This is a genomic window from Pseudomonas guariconensis, assembly GCF_015680235.1.
In the GTDB taxonomy this organism is placed as follows: domain Bacteria; phylum Pseudomonadota; class Gammaproteobacteria; order Pseudomonadales; family Pseudomonadaceae; genus Aquipseudomonas; species Aquipseudomonas guariconensis_A.
This window is the reverse complement of record NZ_JADLJL010000030.1, coordinates 39,292-58,331: the sequence shown is the minus strand read 5'-3', so window position 1 is coordinate 58,331 and position 19,040 is coordinate 39,292. Positions and strand designations below refer to the sequence as shown.

General features: G+C 64.2%; 18 protein-coding genes. 11 read left to right on the top strand and 7 right to left on the bottom strand.

Features of this window, described 5'->3' with window-relative positions; all coding sequences use genetic code 11:
- Positions 1-669: 669 nt before the first annotated feature.
- Together IRZ56_RS18325 and IRZ56_RS18320 are read left to right on the top strand one after the other, a co-directional pair.
- Entirely contained in the window at positions 670-1,146 is a 477-nt protein-coding gene (locus tag IRZ56_RS18325) for an Lrp/AsnC family transcriptional regulator (protein WP_194792105.1), read from the top strand.
- A gap of 45 nt (positions 1,147-1,191) precedes the next feature.
- Positions 1,192-1,395 carry a DUF2788 domain-containing protein gene (locus IRZ56_RS18320; RefSeq protein ID WP_013974331.1) on the top strand — a complete coding sequence of 68 codons (204 nt, stop codon included), beginning with the start codon at positions 1,192-1,194 and terminating at the stop codon, positions 1,393-1,395.
- A gap of 573 nt (positions 1,396-1,968) precedes the next feature.
- On the opposite strand, the gene IRZ56_RS18315 is transcribed toward IRZ56_RS18320, so the two are convergent.
- The 4 genes from IRZ56_RS18315 to IRZ56_RS18300 form a co-directional block, all read right to left on the bottom strand.
- Positions 1,969-2,598, bottom strand: a complete 630-nt coding sequence (locus IRZ56_RS18315; protein WP_230390443.1) for a pseudouridine synthase — start codon at positions 2,596-2,598, stop codon at positions 1,969-1,971.
- A gap of 6 nt (positions 2,599-2,604) precedes the next feature.
- Positions 2,605-4,092, bottom strand: a complete 1,488-nt coding sequence (amn, locus tag IRZ56_RS18310) for an AMP nucleosidase (protein WP_172402964.1) — start codon at positions 4,090-4,092, stop codon at positions 2,605-2,607.
- Positions 4,093-4,150: 58 nt separating this feature from the next.
- A complete protein-coding gene (locus tag IRZ56_RS18305) occupies positions 4,151-5,800 on the bottom strand; it encodes an acyl-CoA dehydrogenase family protein (protein ID WP_196146225.1) in 1,650 nt (549 codons plus the stop codon).
- Between the two features lie 103 nt (positions 5,801-5,903).
- On the bottom strand, positions 5,904-7,883 hold the full coding sequence (locus IRZ56_RS18300; RefSeq protein WP_196146224.1) for a sensor histidine kinase: 1,980 nt from the start codon (positions 7,881-7,883) through the stop codon (positions 5,904-5,906).
- 265 nt (positions 7,884-8,148) lie between these two features.
- On the opposite strand from IRZ56_RS18300, the gene IRZ56_RS18295 reads away from it, so the two are divergent.
- The 4 genes from IRZ56_RS18295 to IRZ56_RS18280 all read left to right on the top strand — a co-directional run bounded on the left by IRZ56_RS18295 (position 8,149) and on the right by IRZ56_RS18280 (position 11,766).
- The gene (locus IRZ56_RS18295; RefSeq protein WP_196146223.1) at positions 8,149-8,946 is read left to right on the top strand and encodes a hydroxymethylpyrimidine/phosphomethylpyrimidine kinase; all 798 of its coding nucleotides are present in this window, start codon (positions 8,149-8,151) and stop codon (positions 8,944-8,946) included.
- Positions 8,947-8,962: 16 nt separating this feature from the next.
- Positions 8,963-9,586 carry a thiamine phosphate synthase gene (gene thiE, locus IRZ56_RS18290; protein WP_196146222.1) on the top strand — a complete coding sequence of 208 codons (624 nt, stop codon included), beginning with the start codon at positions 8,963-8,965 and terminating at the stop codon, positions 9,584-9,586.
- Positions 9,587-9,601: 15 nt separating this feature from the next.
- On the top strand, positions 9,602-10,885 hold the full coding sequence (gene hemL / locus IRZ56_RS18285; RefSeq protein WP_196146221.1) for a glutamate-1-semialdehyde 2,1-aminomutase: 1,284 nt from the start codon (positions 9,602-9,604) through the stop codon (positions 10,883-10,885).
- A 329-nt stretch (positions 10,886-11,214) separates the two neighbouring features.
- A complete protein-coding gene (locus tag IRZ56_RS18280) occupies positions 11,215-11,766 on the top strand; it encodes a tetratricopeptide repeat protein (RefSeq protein WP_196146220.1) in 552 nt (183 codons plus the stop codon).
- 8 nt (positions 11,767-11,774) lie between these two features.
- Here IRZ56_RS18280 and IRZ56_RS18275 read toward each other — a convergent pair whose 3' ends face one another.
- A complete protein-coding gene (locus IRZ56_RS18275) occupies positions 11,775-12,101 on the bottom strand; it encodes a DUF1820 family protein (protein ID WP_043211213.1) in 327 nt (108 codons plus the stop codon).
- A gap of 125 nt (positions 12,102-12,226) precedes the next feature.
- Here IRZ56_RS18275 and miaB point away from each other — a divergent pair, with 125 nt between their 5' ends.
- The 5 genes from miaB to lnt all read left to right on the top strand — a co-directional run bounded on the left by miaB (position 12,227) and on the right by lnt (position 17,562).
- Complete coding sequence (gene miaB, locus IRZ56_RS18270) at positions 12,227-13,555, top strand: tRNA (N6-isopentenyl adenosine(37)-C2)-methylthiotransferase MiaB (protein WP_196146219.1); 1,329 nt, start codon at positions 12,227-12,229, stop codon at positions 13,553-13,555.
- A gap of 159 nt (positions 13,556-13,714) precedes the next feature.
- Positions 13,715-14,713, top strand: coding sequence for a PhoH family protein (locus IRZ56_RS18265; protein ID WP_196146218.1), 999 nt, complete (start codon positions 13,715-13,717; stop codon positions 14,711-14,713).
- Positions 14,706-15,191 carry an rRNA maturation RNase YbeY gene (gene ybeY, locus IRZ56_RS18260; protein WP_196146217.1) on the top strand — a complete coding sequence of 162 codons (486 nt, stop codon included), beginning with the start codon at positions 14,706-14,708 and terminating at the stop codon, positions 15,189-15,191. The genes IRZ56_RS18265 and ybeY overlap by 8 nt, the downstream gene beginning before the upstream one ends.
- Positions 15,192-15,196: 5 nt before the next feature.
- Positions 15,197-16,036, top strand: a complete 840-nt coding sequence (locus IRZ56_RS18255) for an HlyC/CorC family transporter (RefSeq protein ID WP_196146216.1) — start codon at positions 15,197-15,199, stop codon at positions 16,034-16,036.
- An 8-nt stretch (positions 16,037-16,044) separates the two neighbouring features.
- Complete coding sequence (gene lnt / locus IRZ56_RS18250; protein WP_196146215.1) at positions 16,045-17,562, top strand: apolipoprotein N-acyltransferase; 1,518 nt, start codon at positions 16,045-16,047, stop codon at positions 17,560-17,562.
- A gap of 95 nt (positions 17,563-17,657) precedes the next feature.
- Here lnt and IRZ56_RS18245 read toward each other — a convergent pair whose 3' ends face one another.
- Complete coding sequence (locus IRZ56_RS18245; protein WP_196146214.1) at positions 17,658-18,419, bottom strand: YdcF family protein; 762 nt, start codon at positions 18,417-18,419, stop codon at positions 17,658-17,660.
- A 132-nt stretch (positions 18,420-18,551) separates the two neighbouring features.
- Positions 18,552-18,863, bottom strand: coding sequence for a hypothetical protein (locus tag IRZ56_RS18240; protein WP_196146213.1), 312 nt, complete (start codon positions 18,861-18,863; stop codon positions 18,552-18,554).
- Between the last annotated feature and the right edge of the window lie 177 nt (positions 18,864-19,040).

The following is a 19,040-nucleotide window of genomic DNA, read 5'->3' as shown; positions in this document are numbered from 1 at the left end:
TCATCGTTCGTTCGCCTGCGCGAGGACTGCGCACATAGATGTTTGCGTCATCGGCATAACGGACGAAGCGATGATCTCGTCGCTCCAGCTCTACGTCAAAGCGTTCCGTGCAAGTATTGGGCTTTGACGATCATAGCCGTCTTACCCCGCTGCGCCGCCTAATCCGCTTCCTGTACGTCAGACCAGCATTTTGCCTCGGGCTTCCTTCAGATTCGTAGTCGCCCACGACACCCTTGCCTCTGGCTAACACTTCCCCTTGCCGGGTGTGTAGAGGACTTTCACCTCCAAGTCACCCACTCGACCACCACAGCCAAGCAGGTTGCGCTTGCGCGCAACGCGCCATGCCTGGCGCACCATGAAAAAAGGGAGGCCATTGGCCTCCCTTTGGGAATTGTCGTCCGTGCTCGGCACTTGTGGCACCGGCTCACCTCACGCCGTCTTCTGGACGGTGTGTAGCCCGGGGGCCTGGCGGATCCTGTTGGATGGCTGGCCGCGACGGCCTTCCTGAGGCCGGCGCCGTGGACTGTTGTCCGGGCAGTGATTCTGTTGATAAAGATACGGATTCGGCGCAGCAGAGGATTGCGAAGATTGCTCTGATAAATAGCACTTGCGCAATTTTTAACCCCGGATCGATAATTCGCAGCAATCCGGACAGAAAAGGCCTTATCCATGAGCAAGCTTGACCGCTACGACCTGAGCATCCTCGCCGAATTGCAGCGCGACGCCCGCATTTCCAACCAGGAGCTGGCCGAACGCATAGGCCTGTCCCCCTCCCCTTGCTCGCGGCGGGTCAAGCAACTGGAAGACGACGGCTACATCTCGCGCCAGGTCGCCCTGCTGGACCGCAAGAAGCTCGGCCTGAGCCTGACCGCCTATGTGCTGATCGGCATGGACCGCCACACCCCCGAACGTTTCGAGGCCTTCGAGGCCGCCATCCGCAGCCTGCCCCAGGTGCTCGAATGCAGCCTGGTCACCGGGATGGACGCCGATTACCAGCTCAAGGTCGTAGTGCCAGACATGGACCACTACCAGAAACTGCTGCTCGGCAGCCTGACCCGCATCGAGGGCGTCACCAGCGTGCGCTCGAGTTTCGTGCTCAATCAGGTACTGGCCAGCACCGAGCTGCCCCTGACCCACCTTCGCTGATCACTCGGCGTATACTCGAACGCTCAGCCAGCCTGGAGAACATTGATGGATCCCGCCGTATTCGAAGAATGGATGATGATCATCCTCGTCACCGTGTTGATCGGTTTCATGGGTTTCATCGTCTGGGACCTGGCGAAGAAATCCAAGGCAGGCCGCTTCGGCACGCTGATTCTGTTCTTCGTGCTGGGCCTGGGCGTGCTTGCGTTCATCATCAAGAGCGTGGTGGTGGGATTCCTCGAAGGGGTCTAGCGCTTCAGCCCCAATCGCGCCGGCAAGCCGGGCCCGATATCACCGTCGCCTGGCAAGGGCTGCGCCCTTGATCGCGGGGCAAGCCCGCTCCCACAAGGGGCATCGCTAGCCGCTTGCTCTCCGCACGACAGCTCAACCTGAAGGGCTGGGATATTGCTCATAGAACAGCTGTAACCAATTGATTTTGCAAGGTCTTGTGGGAGCGGGCTTGTCCCGCGATTGGGCCTGCCTCGATATCACCCTCGCCTGGCAAGGGCTGCGCCCTTGATCGCGGGACAAGCCCGCTCCCACAAGGGGCATCGCTAGCCGCTTGCTCTCCGCACGACAGCGCAGCCCGAAAGGCTGTGATATTTCTCATAGAACAGGTGTAACTAATTGATTTGCGAGGTCCTGTGGGAGCGGGCTTGTCCCGCGATTGGGCCTGCCTCGATATCACCGTCGCCTGGCAAGGGCTGCGCCCTTGATCGCGGGGCAAGCCCGCTCCCACAGAGGTAGCGCGGCCCGAAGGGCTGGGATATCGCTCATAGAACAGATCTTGTGGGAGCCGGCTTGCCGACGATTGGGCCTTACACCTCAAAGCCTGGGTGGCACTTCCCGCCAGCATCCCTGCTCCAGCCCGTCCAGCGCCCAGTCACCGATCCGCACTCGCACCAGGCGCAAAGTCGGTAACCCCACTGCTGCGGTCATGCGCCGTACCTGGCGATTGCGCCCTTCGCGGATCACCAGTTCCAGCCAATGGGTCGGCACGCTCTTGCGAAACCGCACCGGCGGGTTGCGCGGCCACAGTTCGGGCTCCTCGAGCAATCGCGCCTCAGCCGGCAATGTCGGCCCGTCATTGAGCTGCACACCGTCACGTAAACGCTGCAACTGCGCCTCGCTCGGCTCCCCCTCCACCTGCACCCAATAGGTCTTGGGCAGCTTGTGCCTGGGGTCGGCGATGCGCGCCTGCAATCGGCCATCGTTGGTCAACAGCAACAGCCCTTCGCTGTCGCGGTCCAGGCGGCCTGCTGGGTAGATGCCGGGAATGTCGATGTAGTCCTTGAGCGTCGCGCGCCCCTCGCCATCGCTGAACTGGGTCAGCACGTCGAATGGCTTGTTGAACAGGATCAGGCGGGGCTCGGCCGGCGGCGCCTTGGGCTGGCGACGCGGGCCGGCTGGCCGCGCCGAAGGGCGGCGCGGCTTGGAACGGGGAGGCAGGGGCATGGATCCTCAGCGGAACGGCGGCTCATCGAAGCTGCGTAGTTTACGCGAGTGCAACGAGTTGAGCTCGGTGCGCAGCAGGTCGAGAGCGGCGATGCCGATCTTCAGATGCTGGCTGACCGCGCGGTTATAGAACGCATTGGCCGAGCCCGGCAGCTTGATCTCGCTGTGCAGCGGTTTGTCCGACACGCACAGCAAGGTGCCGTACGGCACCCGCAGGCGATAACCCTGGGCGGCGATGGTGCCGCTTTCCATGTCCACCGCCACAGCACGCGACAGGTTGATCAGCGGGCGCTCCTGGGCCCAGCGCAGCTCCCAGTTGCGGTCGTCGTAGGTCAGCACGGTGCCGGTACGCAGGCGCTTCTTGAGTTGCTCGCCACGCTCGCCGGTCACCTGCGCCGCCGCCTCCTGCAAGGCCAACTGCACTTCGGCCAGGGCCGGGATCGGGATGTTCGGCGGTACCACCCGGTCGAGGATGCCGTCGCGGCGCATGTAGGCGTGGGCCAGCACGTAGTCGCCGATGGTCTGCGACTGGCGCAGGCCACCGCAGTGGCCGATCATCAGCCAGCAGTGCGGGCGCAGCACGGCCAGGTGGTCGGTGATGTTCTTGGCGTTGGATGGGCCAACGCCGATGTTCACCAAGGTGATGCCATCGCCGTCGTCGGCGATCAGGTGGTAGGCCGGCATCTGGTAGCGGTGCCAGACCACTCCGGCCACCAGTGCCTGAGCGACACCTTCGTCCATGCCTTTTTCGATGATCACGTTGCCGGGCAGGACCATGCGCACGAAGCGCGGGTCTTGCTGCAGCTGCTCCAGGCCATGGGCGATGAACTGGTCGACGTAGCGATGGTAGTTGGTCAGCAGGATCCAGGGCTGCACGTGATGCCAGTCGCTACCGGTGTAGTGCACCAGGCGCCGCAACGAGAAATCCACCCGGGCGGCATCGAACAGCGCCAGGGGCAACGTTTCGGCGTTGCCCCAGTCGTACAGGCCGTCGGCGATGTTGTCGGTGGCCGCCGACAGGTCGGTGCTGGGGAATACACGCGCCAGCTCAGCGGCAGTGATGCCGCTGCCGGCCAGCTCATCGCCCTGGTCGACCACATAGGGATACGGGATGTTCTGCTCGCTGACACCGACTTCCAGGGTCACGGTGTAGTCATGCATCAACGGACGCAACTGCTCCAGCAGATAACCGCGAAACGCAGCCGGCTGAGTGATGGTGACGCTGTAGGTGCCGGCGACCTGGACCTTGGCATAGGCACGGGTGGTGGCCGCGACTTCGCCATGGCTGTAGTAGGTCAGGCGCAGGGCCGGGTAGCGGAACAGTGCACGCTGGTCATCGTCCGGCTCGGTGCGGTCCTTGAGGTAGCGCTTGAGGGCCTGGCTGAGGGCGCCAGTGGCTTGTTCATGCAAGGCCGCCAGACGATCGACGGCCTGTTCGGGGGTATCAACGACTACAAACGCTTGGCTCACGCTGGGCTTCCTGTCTTCTGGCATGCATGACGTCCATCTTGCCTGCCTTCTGTTGCAATTACACCCCCACCGATCACCGCCCCTACAGGTGGACGGGTGAGGCGCGTGCGACCAGCGCCTGCACATCGACACCACGAGGCAAAGCGCCATAGACCCGACCGCCAGCCCCCAGCCGGCTGGCGATGAAGGCATCGCTGACTGTCGCATTGCCCGCCTCGAGCAGCAGCTTGGCCTGCAAGGCTACGGCGATGTCTTCGGTCAGTTGCCGCGCACGGTACTGGATATCGCCGGTATCGCTGAACGCCCCCTTGAGGTTGCCGATATGCGCCGCCAGACGCGGGTCGCCGTGGCCGTCGCCAAGTTCGGCGAACAGCGCATCGAGCACACCCGGCTCCTTGGACAGGGCGCGCAGCACATCCAGGCACTGCACGTTGCCCGAACCCTCCCAGGTGGAATTCACCGGTGCCTCGCGGTACAGCCGCGGCAGGATGCTGTCCTCCACGTACCCCGCGCCCCCCAGGCATTCGGCGGCTTCGTTGATCATGGCCGGCGCGCGCTTGCAGATCCAGTACTTGCCCACCGCGGTGACCAGGCGGGCGAAATGCGCCTGCTGCGGGTCGTCCAGCTGGTCCAGGGCCTGCCCCATGCGCAAGCTCAGGGCCAGCGCCGCCTCGCTTTCCAGGGCCAGGTCGGCCAGCACGTTCTGCATCAAGGGCTGTTCGTTCAGCACCCGGCCGCCGACCTTGCGATGGGCACAGTGGTGCGCCGCCTGGGTCAGTGCCTGGCGCATCAGGGCGCTGGAGCCGACCATGCAATCGAAACGGGTCATGGCCACCATCTCGATGATGGTCGGCACGCCCCGCCCCTCCTCGCCGACCATCCATGCCAGCGCGCCTCGGAACTCCACTTCGCTGGAGGCATTGGAGCAGTTGCCGAGCTTGTTCTTCAGGCGCTGGATGTAGAACTGGTTGCGGTTGTCGTCCGGTCGATGCCGCGGCAGCAGGAAGCAGCTCAGGCCCTTGTCGGTCTGGGCCAGGGTGAGAAACGCGTCGCACATCGGCGCCGAACAGAACCACTTGTGGCCGACCAGTTCGTAGGCCTTGCCAGGCCCAGGGGTACCGACCGGGTAGGCCCGGGTGGTATTGGCGCGCACATCGGTGCCCCCCTGTTTTTCGGTCATGGCCATGCCGAGGGTCACGCCCACCTTGTGCCGGTCACCGATGTTGCGCGGGTCGTATTCACGCGCAAGCACCTTGGGCAACCAATATTCGGCCAATTCCGGTTGCAGGCGCAGGGCCGGCACCGCAGCGAAGGTCATGGTCAACGGGCACCCCGTGCCGGCCTCCGCCTGGCTGTGCAGGTAGGTCATCGACGCCCTCGCCACGTGGGCGCCCGGGCGAGGTTCGGCCCAAGGCAAGGATGGCAGGCCATGCTCGACCGCCGTACGCATCAGCTCGTGATACGCCGGGTGGAACTCCACCAGGTCGATACGATGGCCATAACGGTCATGACTGCTGAATTCGGGCTTGTGGGCGTTGGCCAGAAACCCCGCCGCCATCAGAGGGCCACCGGCCAAAGCACCGTAGGCATCGATCCGCGACTCGGCCCAGCCGGCACCGAAGTACCGGGACCACTCCTGCAGCGGCAGATCGAGGCGGTACAGGTTGGCGCCATCGAGCGACGGCGGCTGGTTGGTGACTTCGTGGGTTTCAGCGAACTGGTGCAGGTTCATTGGGGGCTCCCTGGATCCGGTCATGCCTGAAAGCCCCAGTGAAGCACTCCTTCCCCATGAGTCAAAGTGGCAAAAACGCCTAACTCGACGTCCGGGGGAAACCCTAACGGCTTGACGCTTGGTTGGACGGCCGCTGCGCCTGGGCCACGGCCAGATTCAGCGACAGTTCGAAGCGGCTGCCCAGGCCCCGGTTCGACTCATGCACCAAACGAGCGCCGATCAGCTCGCCCAGTTGTCGACAAATCGACAAGCCAATGCCCAGGCCACCATAGCGACGGGTCATGGAACCATCGACCTGGAAGAAGCGCTGGTAGAGGATGGCTTGGTCCAGGTCATCGAAGCCGATGCCGCTGTCAATGACCGTGAAGCTCAACGCCACGCTGTCAGGTGCCAGCCAACGGCCTCGCACCTGGATCATCACGCCGCCCTGATGGGTGAACTTAAGGCCGTTGTCCACCAGGCAAGAAAGGCAACGCTGCAGCTTTGACGCATCGCCCATCAGCTCGTCGGGCAGATCGGCCGGGATATCCAGGCTTAGGTACAGCCCCTTGCCCAACGCTCGCCCAGCAAAACTGGCACGCAACGCCTGGAGTTGCTGGCGCAGGCTGAACGGCGCGGCCTGGGCGCGCAGGCGGCCGGCCTGCAATTCGGTGAGCACGAGAATATCGTCGACCATGGCCATCATGTCCTGCGCGGACCCGGTTGCCGTGCGATGGTACTGGGCTTGCTCGGCACCCATGGGCAGCGTGTGCATCAGCTCCAGCGAGCCGATCACGCCGTTCATCGGGGTGCGTAGTTCGTGGGTCACGGTGGCGAGGAATTCATCCTTCAGCTGATTGCTGCGGGCCAGTTGCTGGTTGAGCTGCTCCAGGGCACGGCCCGTCTCGCGCAAGGCCTGGGCCTGCTGCTCGCGCATGCTGTTGATGCGATCGGCCAGGGCCAGCGACAGCAGCGCCACTTCCAGCGCTGAGCCCAGTTGGCTGGCGTACATGGTCAGGAACATGTTCGGCAGATAGCCCAGCACCATCAGGGTGTTGACCAGCCCGCCCACGAGGAAGGCGGTCCAGGCGATGATGAACCAGCGCGCGACCCGCACCCCTCGCCACCAGGCGTACACCCCAGCGGCAAAGATGCTCACGGTGAACAGCAGCGCCAACAACGTAGCCATGCGCAGGGCAATACCATAGGGGGTCGTCACGGCCAGCGCCATGACCAACGCGCCACCGGCCATCAGTGCCAGCAGCAGCCAGTCGAAGCCACGGCTAAGTCGGCCAAGCTGCAGGAAATGCCGCGCGAACTGGCAGCCGAACAACCCTGCAGCGCCGATGAACAGCGGGGTGGCGGCATTGGCCCACCAAGGATTGTCCGGCCAGAAATAGGCGACCCCGGCGCCGTTGACCGACACCTGGTAGAGCCCGAACGAGGCGATATAGCAGATGTAGTACAGGTAGCTGACATCGCGCACGCCCAGGTAGATGAACAGGTTGTACACCAGCATCACCAGCAGCACGCCGTAGATCATGCCCAGCACATAAAGGCGCGTGGGCTGGTCTTCCAGGTAGGCCTCGAGCGACCACAACGCGACCGGTGCCTGCATCGAACCCTGGCTCTGCAGACGCAGGTAGGCCGTGGTCGCCTGGCCCGGTTGCAACGGGAGTTCGAACAGGTAGTCGTTCTGCCGGATCTGCCGGCTGGCATAGGGCCAAGCATCGCCGGTGCGCCGGACCAGGCGATAGACACCCTGGTCATCGGGCAGGTAGAGGTCCAGGTGGTCCAACGGGGGGTAGGCCAATTCCAGCAGCCATTGGCGGGGCGAAGCGGTCTCGGGGCTGGTGTTGCGCAGGTCGATCTTCAGCCAGAACACCGAGCTGGAATAGCCGGCATTGAGCACCGCCTCATGATGCTGGCGGAAATGGTGGGCGAAGGCCGGCGAGCTGACCTGGACGATGCTGGCGCTGCCATCAGGGTCTTCGTAGACCTGCATGGCCTTGCCCAAGGGAAGGTGACGCGTGGAATCGTCGAAATCGACCGCTCCGGCAAACAGGGGCAAGCAGCCCAGCAGCATTATCAGCAAATAGCGCATACAGCCCCAGCATGGCGTGTCCGGTCACGTCGTGGTGGTCTCCCTTCCCTTTGAGACGACGGCTTCCGACAGCGACCGTTTATCGAGTTATCCGAGCACTCTAGCATAGCCTTCCGCATGCCCCACGAGCCACTTTCGATTTCAAAGAAAAGGCTCTACATCAATACTTCCAGGCAATGCTGACATCGTTTTCTGACCATTCGATCAACAAAACCCCCATGCAGGGCGCTTCGCCCCAACAGGTTTGGTGGTAAGCTCGCCGACCATGAATACCTACAGCTCCCGCCCCGTTGTCCTCTGTCTCTCCGGCCACGACCCCAGTGGCGGCGCCGGCCTGCAGGCAGATATCGAAGCCCTGATCGCCCAAGGCTGTCACGCCGCACCTGCGGTGACCACCCTGACCGTGCAGGATACCGTCAACGTTTCCGATTTCCGGGTGCTCGACCGCGAGTGGGTCCTAGCCCAGGCCAATGCCGTGCTGGCCGACTCCACGGTGGCAGCGGTCAAGCTCGGCATGCTCGGCTCGATCGAAATGGTCGATACCGTCGCCGAACTGCTCGCCGCCCACCCGCACCTGCCGCTGGTCTGCGACCCGGTCCTGCGTGCTGGCGGCGGTGGCCGCCTGGGCAAGGACGAGGTCGGCTATGCGCTGCGTGAGCGCCTGCTGCCGCTGGCCCTGATCGCCACGCCGAACCTGCCCGAAGCCCGCATCCTCGCCGAGCTGCCCGAAGGCACCGCTGACGAATGCGCCGAGAAGCTTTTGCCGTTCTGTAGACATCTGCTGATTACCGGCGGTCACGGCGACGAAGCGCAAATCCACAACCGGCTCTATAGCCGCGATGGCCAGCAGCACACCTGGACCTGCGAGCGCCTGCCAGGCAGCTACCATGGTTCGGGCTGTACGTTGGCCAGCGCCCTGGCCGGTCGCCTCGCCCTCGGCGAACAGCTGGAAAGTGCCGTACGCAGCGCGCTGGACTATACCTGGCGCACCCTGCGCGATGCCGAGCAGCTGGGCAAGGGGCAGTTCGTCCCACGCCGGCTGCCCCTGGATTTCTGCTTCTGATCCACGAGGTCTTGCGATGAAGTTACGCGGTCTGTATGCGATCACCGACAGCCAACTGCTCGCCGGTCGCTTCCTGTCCTATGTCGAGGCGGCCCTGGCCGGCGGCGTGTGCCTGCTGCAGTACCGCGACAAGAGCGATGACGCAGCCCGCCGCCTGCGCGAAGCCGAAGCGCTGGCCAAGCTCTGCGAGCGCTACGGCACCCAACTGGTCATCAATGACGACGCCGAGCTGGCCGCACGCCTGGGCGTCGGCGTACACCTGGGCCAGACCGATGGCCCGCTGACCCCGGCCCGCGCCCTGCTCGGCCGTGACGCCATCATCGGCTCCACCTGCCACGCCCAGCTCGAACTGGCCGAGCAGGCTGCCGCCGAAGGCGCCAGCTACGTGGCCTTCGGCCGATTTTTCAATTCCGTGACCAAGCCCGGTGCACCGGCCGCCGACCTCGCCCTGCTGGGCCAGGCCCGCGCCCGCGTACAACTGCCGATCGCCGTGATCGGCGGCATCACCCTCGACAACGCCGCCCCGCTGGTCGCCCAAGGTGCCGACCTGCTGGCGGTGATCCATGGCCTGTTCGGTGCCGACAGCGCGCAGGAAGTCACCCGCCGCGCCCGCGCCTTCAACGCCCTGTTCGCTTCCTGATTCGAGAGAAACCCCATGTCCCGTTCCGAATCCCTGTTCGCCCAAGCCCAGAAGCACATCCCTGGCGGCGTGAACTCGCCTGTGCGCGCGTTCCGCAGCGTCGGCGGCACCCCGCTGTTCTTCAAACATGCCGAAGGCGCCTATGTCATCGATGAAGACGACAAGCGCTACGTCGACTACGTCGGCTCCTGGGGCCCGATGATCCTCGGCCACAGCCACCCGGACGTCCTGGCTTCGGTGCGCAAGCAGCTGGAGCACGGCCTGTCTTACGGCGCCCCGACCGCCATGGAAACCGAGATGGCCGACCTGGTCTGCTCGATCGTGCCGTCCATGGAAATGGTGCGCATGGTCAGCTCCGGCACCGAGGCGACCATGAGCGCCATCCGCCTGGCCCGTGGCTACACCGGCCGCGATGCGATCATCAAGTTCGAAGGCTGCTACCACGGCCATTCCGACAGCCTGCTGGTCAAAGCCGGCTCCGGCCTGCTGACCCAGGGCGTGCCGAGCTCGGCCGGCGTACCGGCGGACTTCGCCAAACACACCCTGACGTTGCCGTTCAACGACATTGCGGCGGTGGAGAAGACCTTGTCGGACGTCGGCCAGACGGTAGCCTGCATCATCGTCGAGCCGGTGGCCGGCAACATGAACTGCGTGCCGCCGGCACCGGGCTTCCTCGAAGGTCTGCGCGAGCAGTGCGACAAGCATGGTGTGGTGCTGATCTTCGACGAAGTGATGACCGGTTTCCGCGTGTCCCTCGGCGGCGCCCAAGGCCATTACGGCATCAAGCCGGACCTGTCGACCTTCGGCAAGATCGTCGGTGGCGGCATGCCGGTCGGCTGCTTCGGCGGCAAGCGCGAGATCATGGAGTGCATCGCCCCGCTCGGCCCGGTCTACCAGGCCGGTACCCTGTCGGGCAACCCACTGGCCATGGCCGCGGGCCTGACCACGCTCAAGCTGATCAGCCGCCCGGGCTTCCATGATGAAGTGACTGCCTACACCAGCCGCATGCTCGACGGCCTGCAACAGCGCGCCGATGCCGCTGGCGTACCGTTCGTCACCACCCAGGCGGGCGCCATGTTCGGCCTGTACTTCAGCGGCGCCGACGACATCGTCACCTTCGACGACGTGATGGCCAGCGACGTGGAACGCTTCAAGCGCTTCTTCCACCTGATGCTCGAAGGCGGCGTGTACCTGGCGCCGAGCGCGTTCGAAGCAGGCTTCACCTCCATCGCCCATGGCGACAAAGAGCTGCAGATCACCCTGGATGCCGCCGAACGCGCGTTCGCAGCCCTGAAATAAAGGGATGACCGAATCGCGGGACAAGTCGGACCGCCGCACCGCCGCTCCCACAGGGGGGGCGGCGCTAGCCGCTTGTTCTTTGTGCGACAGCGCAGCCCGGAGGGATGGGTGATCTCCCACAGGATCACGCCTCACGTGTGGGAGCGGGCTTGCCCCGCGATCGGTCGGTTCAGGCTGCCAGTCCCCGGGCGTGTGAACCTCGTCACAATCAAAGGCGCTGTCCCGCAGATGTAGAAAATCGAGTAAAACTTTGTAAGGTAGGCGCTGCTTATCCCATAATGTGCCACCAGAGACATTGGCCGCAGCTTTGCAGAGGTAAGTCGATCCCCATGAACCGCACCGGCCGCGCCCTCACCCTGGGCTGCCTGCTGCTACTTCAGCCCCTGCTGGCCCTGGCAGAGGGCGGCAACTCGTTGCTCATTCCAGCGACGGGACGCTGCACCCTCAACACCCAGCCAGAGGACCTGGAGAACGCCCTGAAGGCCTGCGAGCAGACGGCGGAGTCGGGGGATGCCCAGGCACAGTACGAGCTGGGCGAGTTCTACTACAGTGGCAACCAGGCCCCCAAGGACCTGAAAAAAGCCGTCAACTGGTTCGAGAAAGCCTCGCTGCAAGGCCAGGCCCAGGCCCAATACCGCCTGGGCGCCATGTTCTTCCATGGCGAAGGGGTCCCGGCCAACAACGTGCAGGCCTACATCTTGCTGAAGATGGCCGCGGTCAACGGTGACGAAGACGCCCTGGACATGGCCGACGAAGTCACCGAGCAGATGCCCCGCGACGAACTCGAGCATGCCACCCAAGTACTGGGCCAGATCTTCCGCAAATACCTCCTGGAACTGCAGAACGCCGAAGGGCGTACGCCGTTTTCCCCCCTGCCCTGACGGGCCGCCTACTTCTCCGGCATCGGCATCGGGAACGGCATCACGTTGCCACCCCCCTTGGCCTCGCTGATTTTCGCGGTGCCCAGGCGCTCCACCTCATCGATACGCACGATCGAATGCATCGGCACGAAGCTGCGCACCACGCCTTCGAACTGCGCCTTGAGCTTCTCTTCGCTGGGGTCGACCACCACCTGCGTGCGTTCGCCGAAGACGAATTCCTCGATCTCCAGGAACCCCCACAGGTCACTCTGGTAGATCTGCTTGGCGTACATCTCGAAAACCTGACCCTGGTTCAGGAAGATCACTTTGTAGATGGCGGGTTCGCGTTTGCTCATGATCGAAAGAAACGACACAAAGATAGGAAAAGGCCGGCATCATAGCAGACCGCCTGGCCTGTTAAGCACCCGGCGCGGTCTCTATAATGTGCGGCCCTTTAAGCACCCGCAGCAGATGATTCGCCATGGCCAAGAAGCTCTACATTGAAACCCACGGTTGCCAGATGAACGAGTACGACAGCTCGCGCATGGTAGACCTGCTGGGCGAATACCAGGCCCTGGAAGTGACCGAGCACCCCGATGACGCCGACGTCATCCTGCTCAACACCTGCTCGATCCGCGAAAAGGCCCAGGACCAGGTGTATTCCAAGCTCGGCCGCTGGCGCGCCCTGAAGGACCGCAACCCGGACATGGTCATCGCCGTGGGTGGCTGCGTCGCCAGCCAGGAAGGCGAGGCGCTGCGCAAGCGTGCGCCCTATGTCGACGTGGTGTTCGGCCCGCAGACCTTGCACCGCCTGCCCGAGATGATCGACGCAGCCCGCAGCACCCGCCTGCCGCAGGTCGATGTGTCATTCCCGGAAATCGAGAAATTCGACCACCTGCCCGAGCCCCGCATCGACGGCCCGACCGCGTTCGTCTCGGTCATGGAGGGCTGCAGCAAGTACTGCACCTTCTGCGTGGTGCCCTACACCCGCGGCACCGAAGTCAGCCGGCCGTTCGACGACGTGCTGGCCGAGGTCATCCACCTGGCCGAGAACGGCGTGCGCGAGATCACCTTGCTGGGCCAGAACGTCAACGGCTATCGCGGCCTGACCCACGACGGGCGCCTGGCCGACCTTGCCGAGCTGATCCGCGTCGTGGCAGCGGTGGAGGGTATCGAGCGGATCCGCTACACCACCTCGCACCCGCTGGAGTTCTCCGACAGCCTGATCCAGGCACATGCCGAGGTCCCGCAGCTGGTCAAGCACTTGCACCTGCCGGTGCAGGCCGGCTCCGACCGCGTGCTGGCGGCCATGAAACGCAACCACACGATCCTCGAATACAAGTCCAAGCTGCGCAAGCTCAAGGCCGCGGTTCCGGACATCTGCATCAGCTCGGACTTCATCGTCGGCTTCCCCGGCGAGACCGAAAAGGACTTCGAGCAGACCATGAAGCTGGTGGCAGAGGTCGGCTTCGATTTCTCCTTCTCGTTCGTCTACAGCGCCCGCCCAGGCACGCCGGCGGCGGAGCTGGCGGACGACACCCCCGAAGAGGTGAAGAAACAGCGCCTGCAACTGCTGCAACACCGCATCGACCAGCAGGGGTTCGAGATCAGCCGACGCATGGTCGGCAGCATCCAGCGCATCCTGGTCACCGACTTCTCCAAGCGTGACCCGGGCAAGTTGCAGGGCCGCACCGAGAATAATCGAATCGTCAACTTCCACTGCGATAATCCAGCGCTGATCGGCCAGTTGGTGGACGTACGCATCGAAGAGGCCAAGCCGCATTCGCTGGTCGGCTCGTTGATCCAATGACCCTTGTTGCTATTTGAAGGGCTGGGTGATCTCCCACAAGGTTCGACCAGCTCGACATGATCGATACCAGACCCTTGATCGTTTCAGTGCTTTCGCCACTGCCCTTCAAGGGTTATTCTTGAGTTCACATCCATTGCCGTCGAGCGGCTAAAAACGACCTTGAACGCACCCATACAACCCCATCGCTTCATCCTCGAACCCTTTGAGGCCCACCGCTTCGCCAACCTGTGCGGCCAGTTCGACGAGCACCTGCGCCTGATCGAACAGCGCCTGGCCATCGAAATCCGCAACCGTGGCAATCAGTTCGAACTGATCGGCGAGCCCAAGACCACCTCGGCTGCCGAACAGCTGCTGCGTCGCCTCTATCGCGAAGCCAAAGCCTCCGAGTTGTCGCCGGAAACCGTTCACCTGTACCTGCAGGAGTCGACCGTCGAGACCCTCGACAACCCGGCCGTCAACGAAGTCAGCGTCTCGCTGCGCACCCGCAAGGGCAACATCCGCCCGCGCGGTGTCAACCAGCAGCGCTACGTGAAGGAGATCCTGGCCAACGACATCAACTTCGGCATCGGCCCCGCCGGTACCGGCAAGACGTACCTGGCCGTGGCCTGCGCCGTTGACGCCCTGGAGCGCGAACAGGTGCGCCGTATCCTGCTGGTACGCCCGGCCGTCGAGGCGGGCGAGAAGCTCGGCTTCCTGCCTGGCGACCTGGCCCAGAAGATCGACCCGTACCTGCGCCCGCTGTACGACGCCCTCTACGAGATGCTCGGCTTCGAGCACGTAGCCAAGCTGATCGAGCGCCAGGTGATCGAGATCGCCCCGCTGGCCTACATGCGTGGCCGCACCCTGAATAACAGCTTCATCATCCTCGACGAAAGCCAGAACACCACCCTCGAGCAGATGAAGATGTTCCTCACCCGCATCGGTTTCGGCTCGACTGCGGTGATCACCGGCGACATCACCCAGGTCGACCTGCCACGTGGCACCAAGTCGGGCCTGGCCCATGTGATCGAGGTGCTCAAGGACGTGCCGGGCATCAGCTTCACCCATTTCCAGCCCAAGGACGTGGTGCGCCACCCCTTGGTGCAACGCATCGTCGAAGCCTACGACCGCTTCGACGCCCGCCAGGCCAAGCCCGAGGCACCTGCCAAAGATGCTTGAACTCGACCTGCAACGGGCCACCGATGCTGCCGCCCCCGATGACGCCGCCTTCCGCCGCTGGTGCGAGCTGGCCCTGCGCCAGCGCAGCGCCGACTCGGAAATGACCATTCGCCTGGTCGACGAGGCCGAAGGCCGCGAGCTCAACCACACCTACCGGCACAAAGACTACGCCACCAACGTGCTGTCGTTCCCGGCCGATGTCCCGGACGAACTGCTCGACATCCCGCTGTTGGGCGACCTGGTCATCTGCGTGCCGGTGGTCGAGCGCGAAGCCGCCGAACAGGGCAAGGCCCTCGAGGCGCACTGGGCGCACCTGGTCATCCACGGCTGCCTGCACCTGCTCGGTTACGACCACATCGAAGATGACGAAGCCGAGGAAATGGAAGCCCTGGAACGAACCTTGCTGGCGGAACTGGGTCATCCCGACCCGTACGCCGATGACGAAATCACTCCCCCCGCGACAAAGGATCACGAGTAACCGCCATGAGCGAAGACCGATCGAGCAATGGGCAGAAGTCCTGGCTGGGTAAACTGACCCAGGCTTTTGCCCATGAGCCGAAGAACCGCCAGGAGCTTCTCGAGCTGCTGCGCGAAGCCCATCAGAACAAGCTGCTCGACAGCGAAGCGCTGACCATCGTCGAAGGCGCCATCCAGGTCGCCGACCTGCAGGTGCGCGACATCATGGTGCCGCGCTCGCAGATGATCAGCATCAAGGCCAGCCAGTCGCCACGCGAATTCCTGCCGGCGGTGATCGACGCCGCGCACTCGCGCTACCCGGTGATCGGCGAGAGCCATGACGATGTGCTCGGGATCCTCCTGGCCAAGGACCTGCTGCCGTTGATCCTCAAGGAGAACGGCGACAGCTTCAACATCAAGGACCTGCTGCGCCCCGCCACCTTCGTGCCGGAGTCCAAGCGCCTGAACGTGCTGCTGCGCGAGTTTCGCGCCAACCACAACCACATGGCCGTGGTCATCGACGAATACGGCGGCGTGGCAGGCTTGGTCACCATCGAGGACGTGCTGGAGCAGATCGTCGGCGACATCGAGGACGAACACGACGTCGAGGAAGACAGCTACATCAAGCCGCTGCCCAGCGGTGACTTCCTGATCAAGGCCCTGACGCCGATCGAGAACTTCAACGAGTTCTTCGACTGCGAATTCTCCGACGACGAATTCGACACCGTCGGCGGCCTGGTGATGAGTGCCTTCGGCCACCTGCCCAAGCGCAACGAGACCACCGAGATCGGCGCCTACAAGTTCCGTATTCTCAATGCCGACAGCCGGCGGATACACTTGCTGCGCCTGACACCGATCACCCGTTAAGGACAAACATGCGTTGGATCACCCGCCCCGGCTGGCCCGGTAACCTGCTGGCCCTGGCGGCTGGCGCATCGACCCTCCTGGCGCTGGCGCCGTTCGACATCTGGCCGCTGGCGCTGCTGTCCATTGCCCTGCTCTACCTCGGCCTGCGTGAGCTCAGCCCACGCCAGGCCATGTGGCGTGGCTGGTGGTTCGGCTTCGGCCTGTACGGCGCCGGCACCTGGTGGATCTATGTCAGCATGAACACCTACGGTGGCGCCTCGCCGCTGCTGGCGGTGGCCCTGCTGGTGGCGTTCTTCGCCGCCCTGGCCTGGTTCTTCGCCCTGCCCACCTGGCTGTGGGCGCGCTGGCTGAGGCGCAACGAGGCCCCCCTGGCCGACGCCCTGTGCTTCGCGGCCCTGTGGCTGCTGCAAGAGGCCTTCCGCGGCTGGTTCCTGACCGGTTTCCCTTGGTTGTACGCCGGCTACAGCCAGCTCGACGGCCCGCTCGCAGGCCTGGCGCCGCTAGGTGGCGTGTGGCTGGTTTCCTTCGTCCTGGCGTTGAGCGCGGCGCTGCTGTGCAACCTGCCTCGCTTGCGGGCACGCCCATCGTTCCTGGCGGCGGGCGTGATACTGCTGGTGGCACCCTGGGGCGTCGGCATGGCCCTCAAAGGCCACGCCTGGACCATACCCTCCGGCGATCCACTGAAGGTCGCGGCCTTGCAGGGCAACGTCGAACAGGACCTGAAATGGGACCCGGCGCACATCGACGCGCAACTGACGCTGTACCGCGACATGAGCTTCACCTCCAAACCCGTGGATCTACTGGTGTGGCCGGAAACCGCCGTGCCGGTGCTCAAGGACCAGGCCCAGGGCTATATCGATGTGATGGGGCGCTTCGCCGCCGACCGCCATTCGGCGCTGATCACCGGTGTGCCGGTGCGTGAAGTGGTGCATCACCAGCGCCGCTACTACAACGGCATCACCGTGGCCGGCGAAGGCGACGGCACCTACCTCAAGCAGAAACTGGTGCCGTTCGGCGAGTACGTACCGCTGCAGGACATGCTTCGTGGGTTGATCGAGTTCTTCAACCTGCCGATGTCGGACTTCGCCCGCGGCCCGTCGGACCAGCCCTTGCTGCAGGCAAAGGGCTACCAGGTGGCGCCGTTCATCTGCTACGAGGTGGTGTACCCCGAGTTCGCCGCCGGCCTGGCAGCGCGTAGCGACCTGCTGCTGACCATCAGCAACGACACCTGGTTCGGCACTTCGATCGGCCCGCTGCAACACCTGCAGATGGCCCAGATGCGCGCCTTGGAAGCAGGCCGCTGGATGATCCGCGCCACCAACAACGGCGTGACCGCGTTGATCGACCCGTTCGGCAAGATCACGGCGCAGGTTCCGCAGTTCCAGCAGGCGGTCCTCTATGGAGAAGTGATACCGATGCAGCAGCTGACGCCCTATCTGCAATGGCGCTCATGGCCGCTGGCGATTGTCTGCGCCCTGTTGCTGGGCTGGGCGCTGCTGGCGGGGCGAATTGCCAGGACGGTGTGATTTTCGCGGCACAAGGCCGCGCCTTCAGAAAGGCGCAACCCCTGTAGGAGCGGCCTTGTGCCGCGAAAGGGCTGCACCGCAGCCCCCTACTCAATTCAATAAAACAACCGATAGCCCACCAACCCCACCGCCTCGTTGAGCAACTGCCCACTGCGCCAAACCGCCCGGCTATCGGGCAGCAAGCCGGCGAACGGCTGGGCATGGTCGCCCCCGAGGAACCCCACCGGCGCCGTTATCACCTCGAACCCTGCCCGCTCGAAGCTCCAGCGCGCACGCGGCATATGCCAGGCCTGGGTCACCAGCACCACCCGGCGAATACCCTGGGGCTGTAGGAGCCGCGCACTGAACTGGGCATTCTCCCAAGTGGTGCGGCTGGCCTCTTCCTTCCAGCGCACAGCAACGCCGAAGTCTGCCTGCAGCCGGTCAGTCATCAATTGCGCCTCACTCGGCGGCGTCCCATAGTGCAGCCCGCCACTGATCGCCAACGGCAGCCCCGAGGCCTTGGCCAACTGCGCGGCATAGCGCATGCGCTCCAGGGCCGTGCCGGTCGGCTGGTCCTGGCCGCCCCAGGCCGAGTCGCCACGCTCACGGCCAGCCCCCAACACCACGATGGCCTCGGCACGCCCGGCCAGGGCTGCCCATTGCCCCGGCGGCAATGGCGCTTCGGTTTCCAGCTGCCGGGCGGCCTGCTCCACCACCAGCGGCAGGCTCATCAACCACAGGCCACCCAGGCCCAGAACGAAGCAGGCCGCCGCCAGGCGCGGGCGCCGCGTGCGCAGCCACCAGGCAGCCAGCAGCAACAGGAACAGCACGCCAGGCGGCAGCAACCATTGTTTGATGAAGTAGCGAAGCGGCATGCACAGACCTCCAATGAAGGCGTGCAGCCTAAGAGGATCGACGCCGGGCAACAAGTGCGCGTCCGACGCCGATCATGAGCAGTTGTAAGAAAGAACCGGCGCAAGACGGTCTGCGCCTGGAACCCAGAACGGCTAGCGGGGCAGCGCCCGGGATCTTGCCATGCTGGCAGGGCGTTTCTTGTCCTTGAGCCAGACGATCTTCGCCAAAGTCGGCTCCGGTGGCGGGTAAGCTCCGGTGCTGGCAAAGCGACCTTCCGGGAGGGTTTCCAGGTAGGCCTTGATCACTTCGAACTCGGCGTGGCTCAAGCCACGCAGTTCCAGTTCGGCTGGCATCTCGTCGCGTAATCGTACGGAGGTCCTGGCCACTTCCAGAGCCAGGCCCAGGCGGTCGATCAAGCGTTCGTATAGCTCCGGTTTGATTGCGGGTAGCTGCGACTCTCCCATCCGTTCACCTCATTGAAGATAAGAATATCTCCCCCACAAATGAGCTTAGCGTCACTGCAAAAAGCAGCCGGATGCCGCGACCAACGGCCCGTGGGCCGCATTCAGGGTTTCCCACGATACACGACGCTCATGTATGCTACGGCGTTCACTCTACCGACACCGGAGTGCCGGACGCAG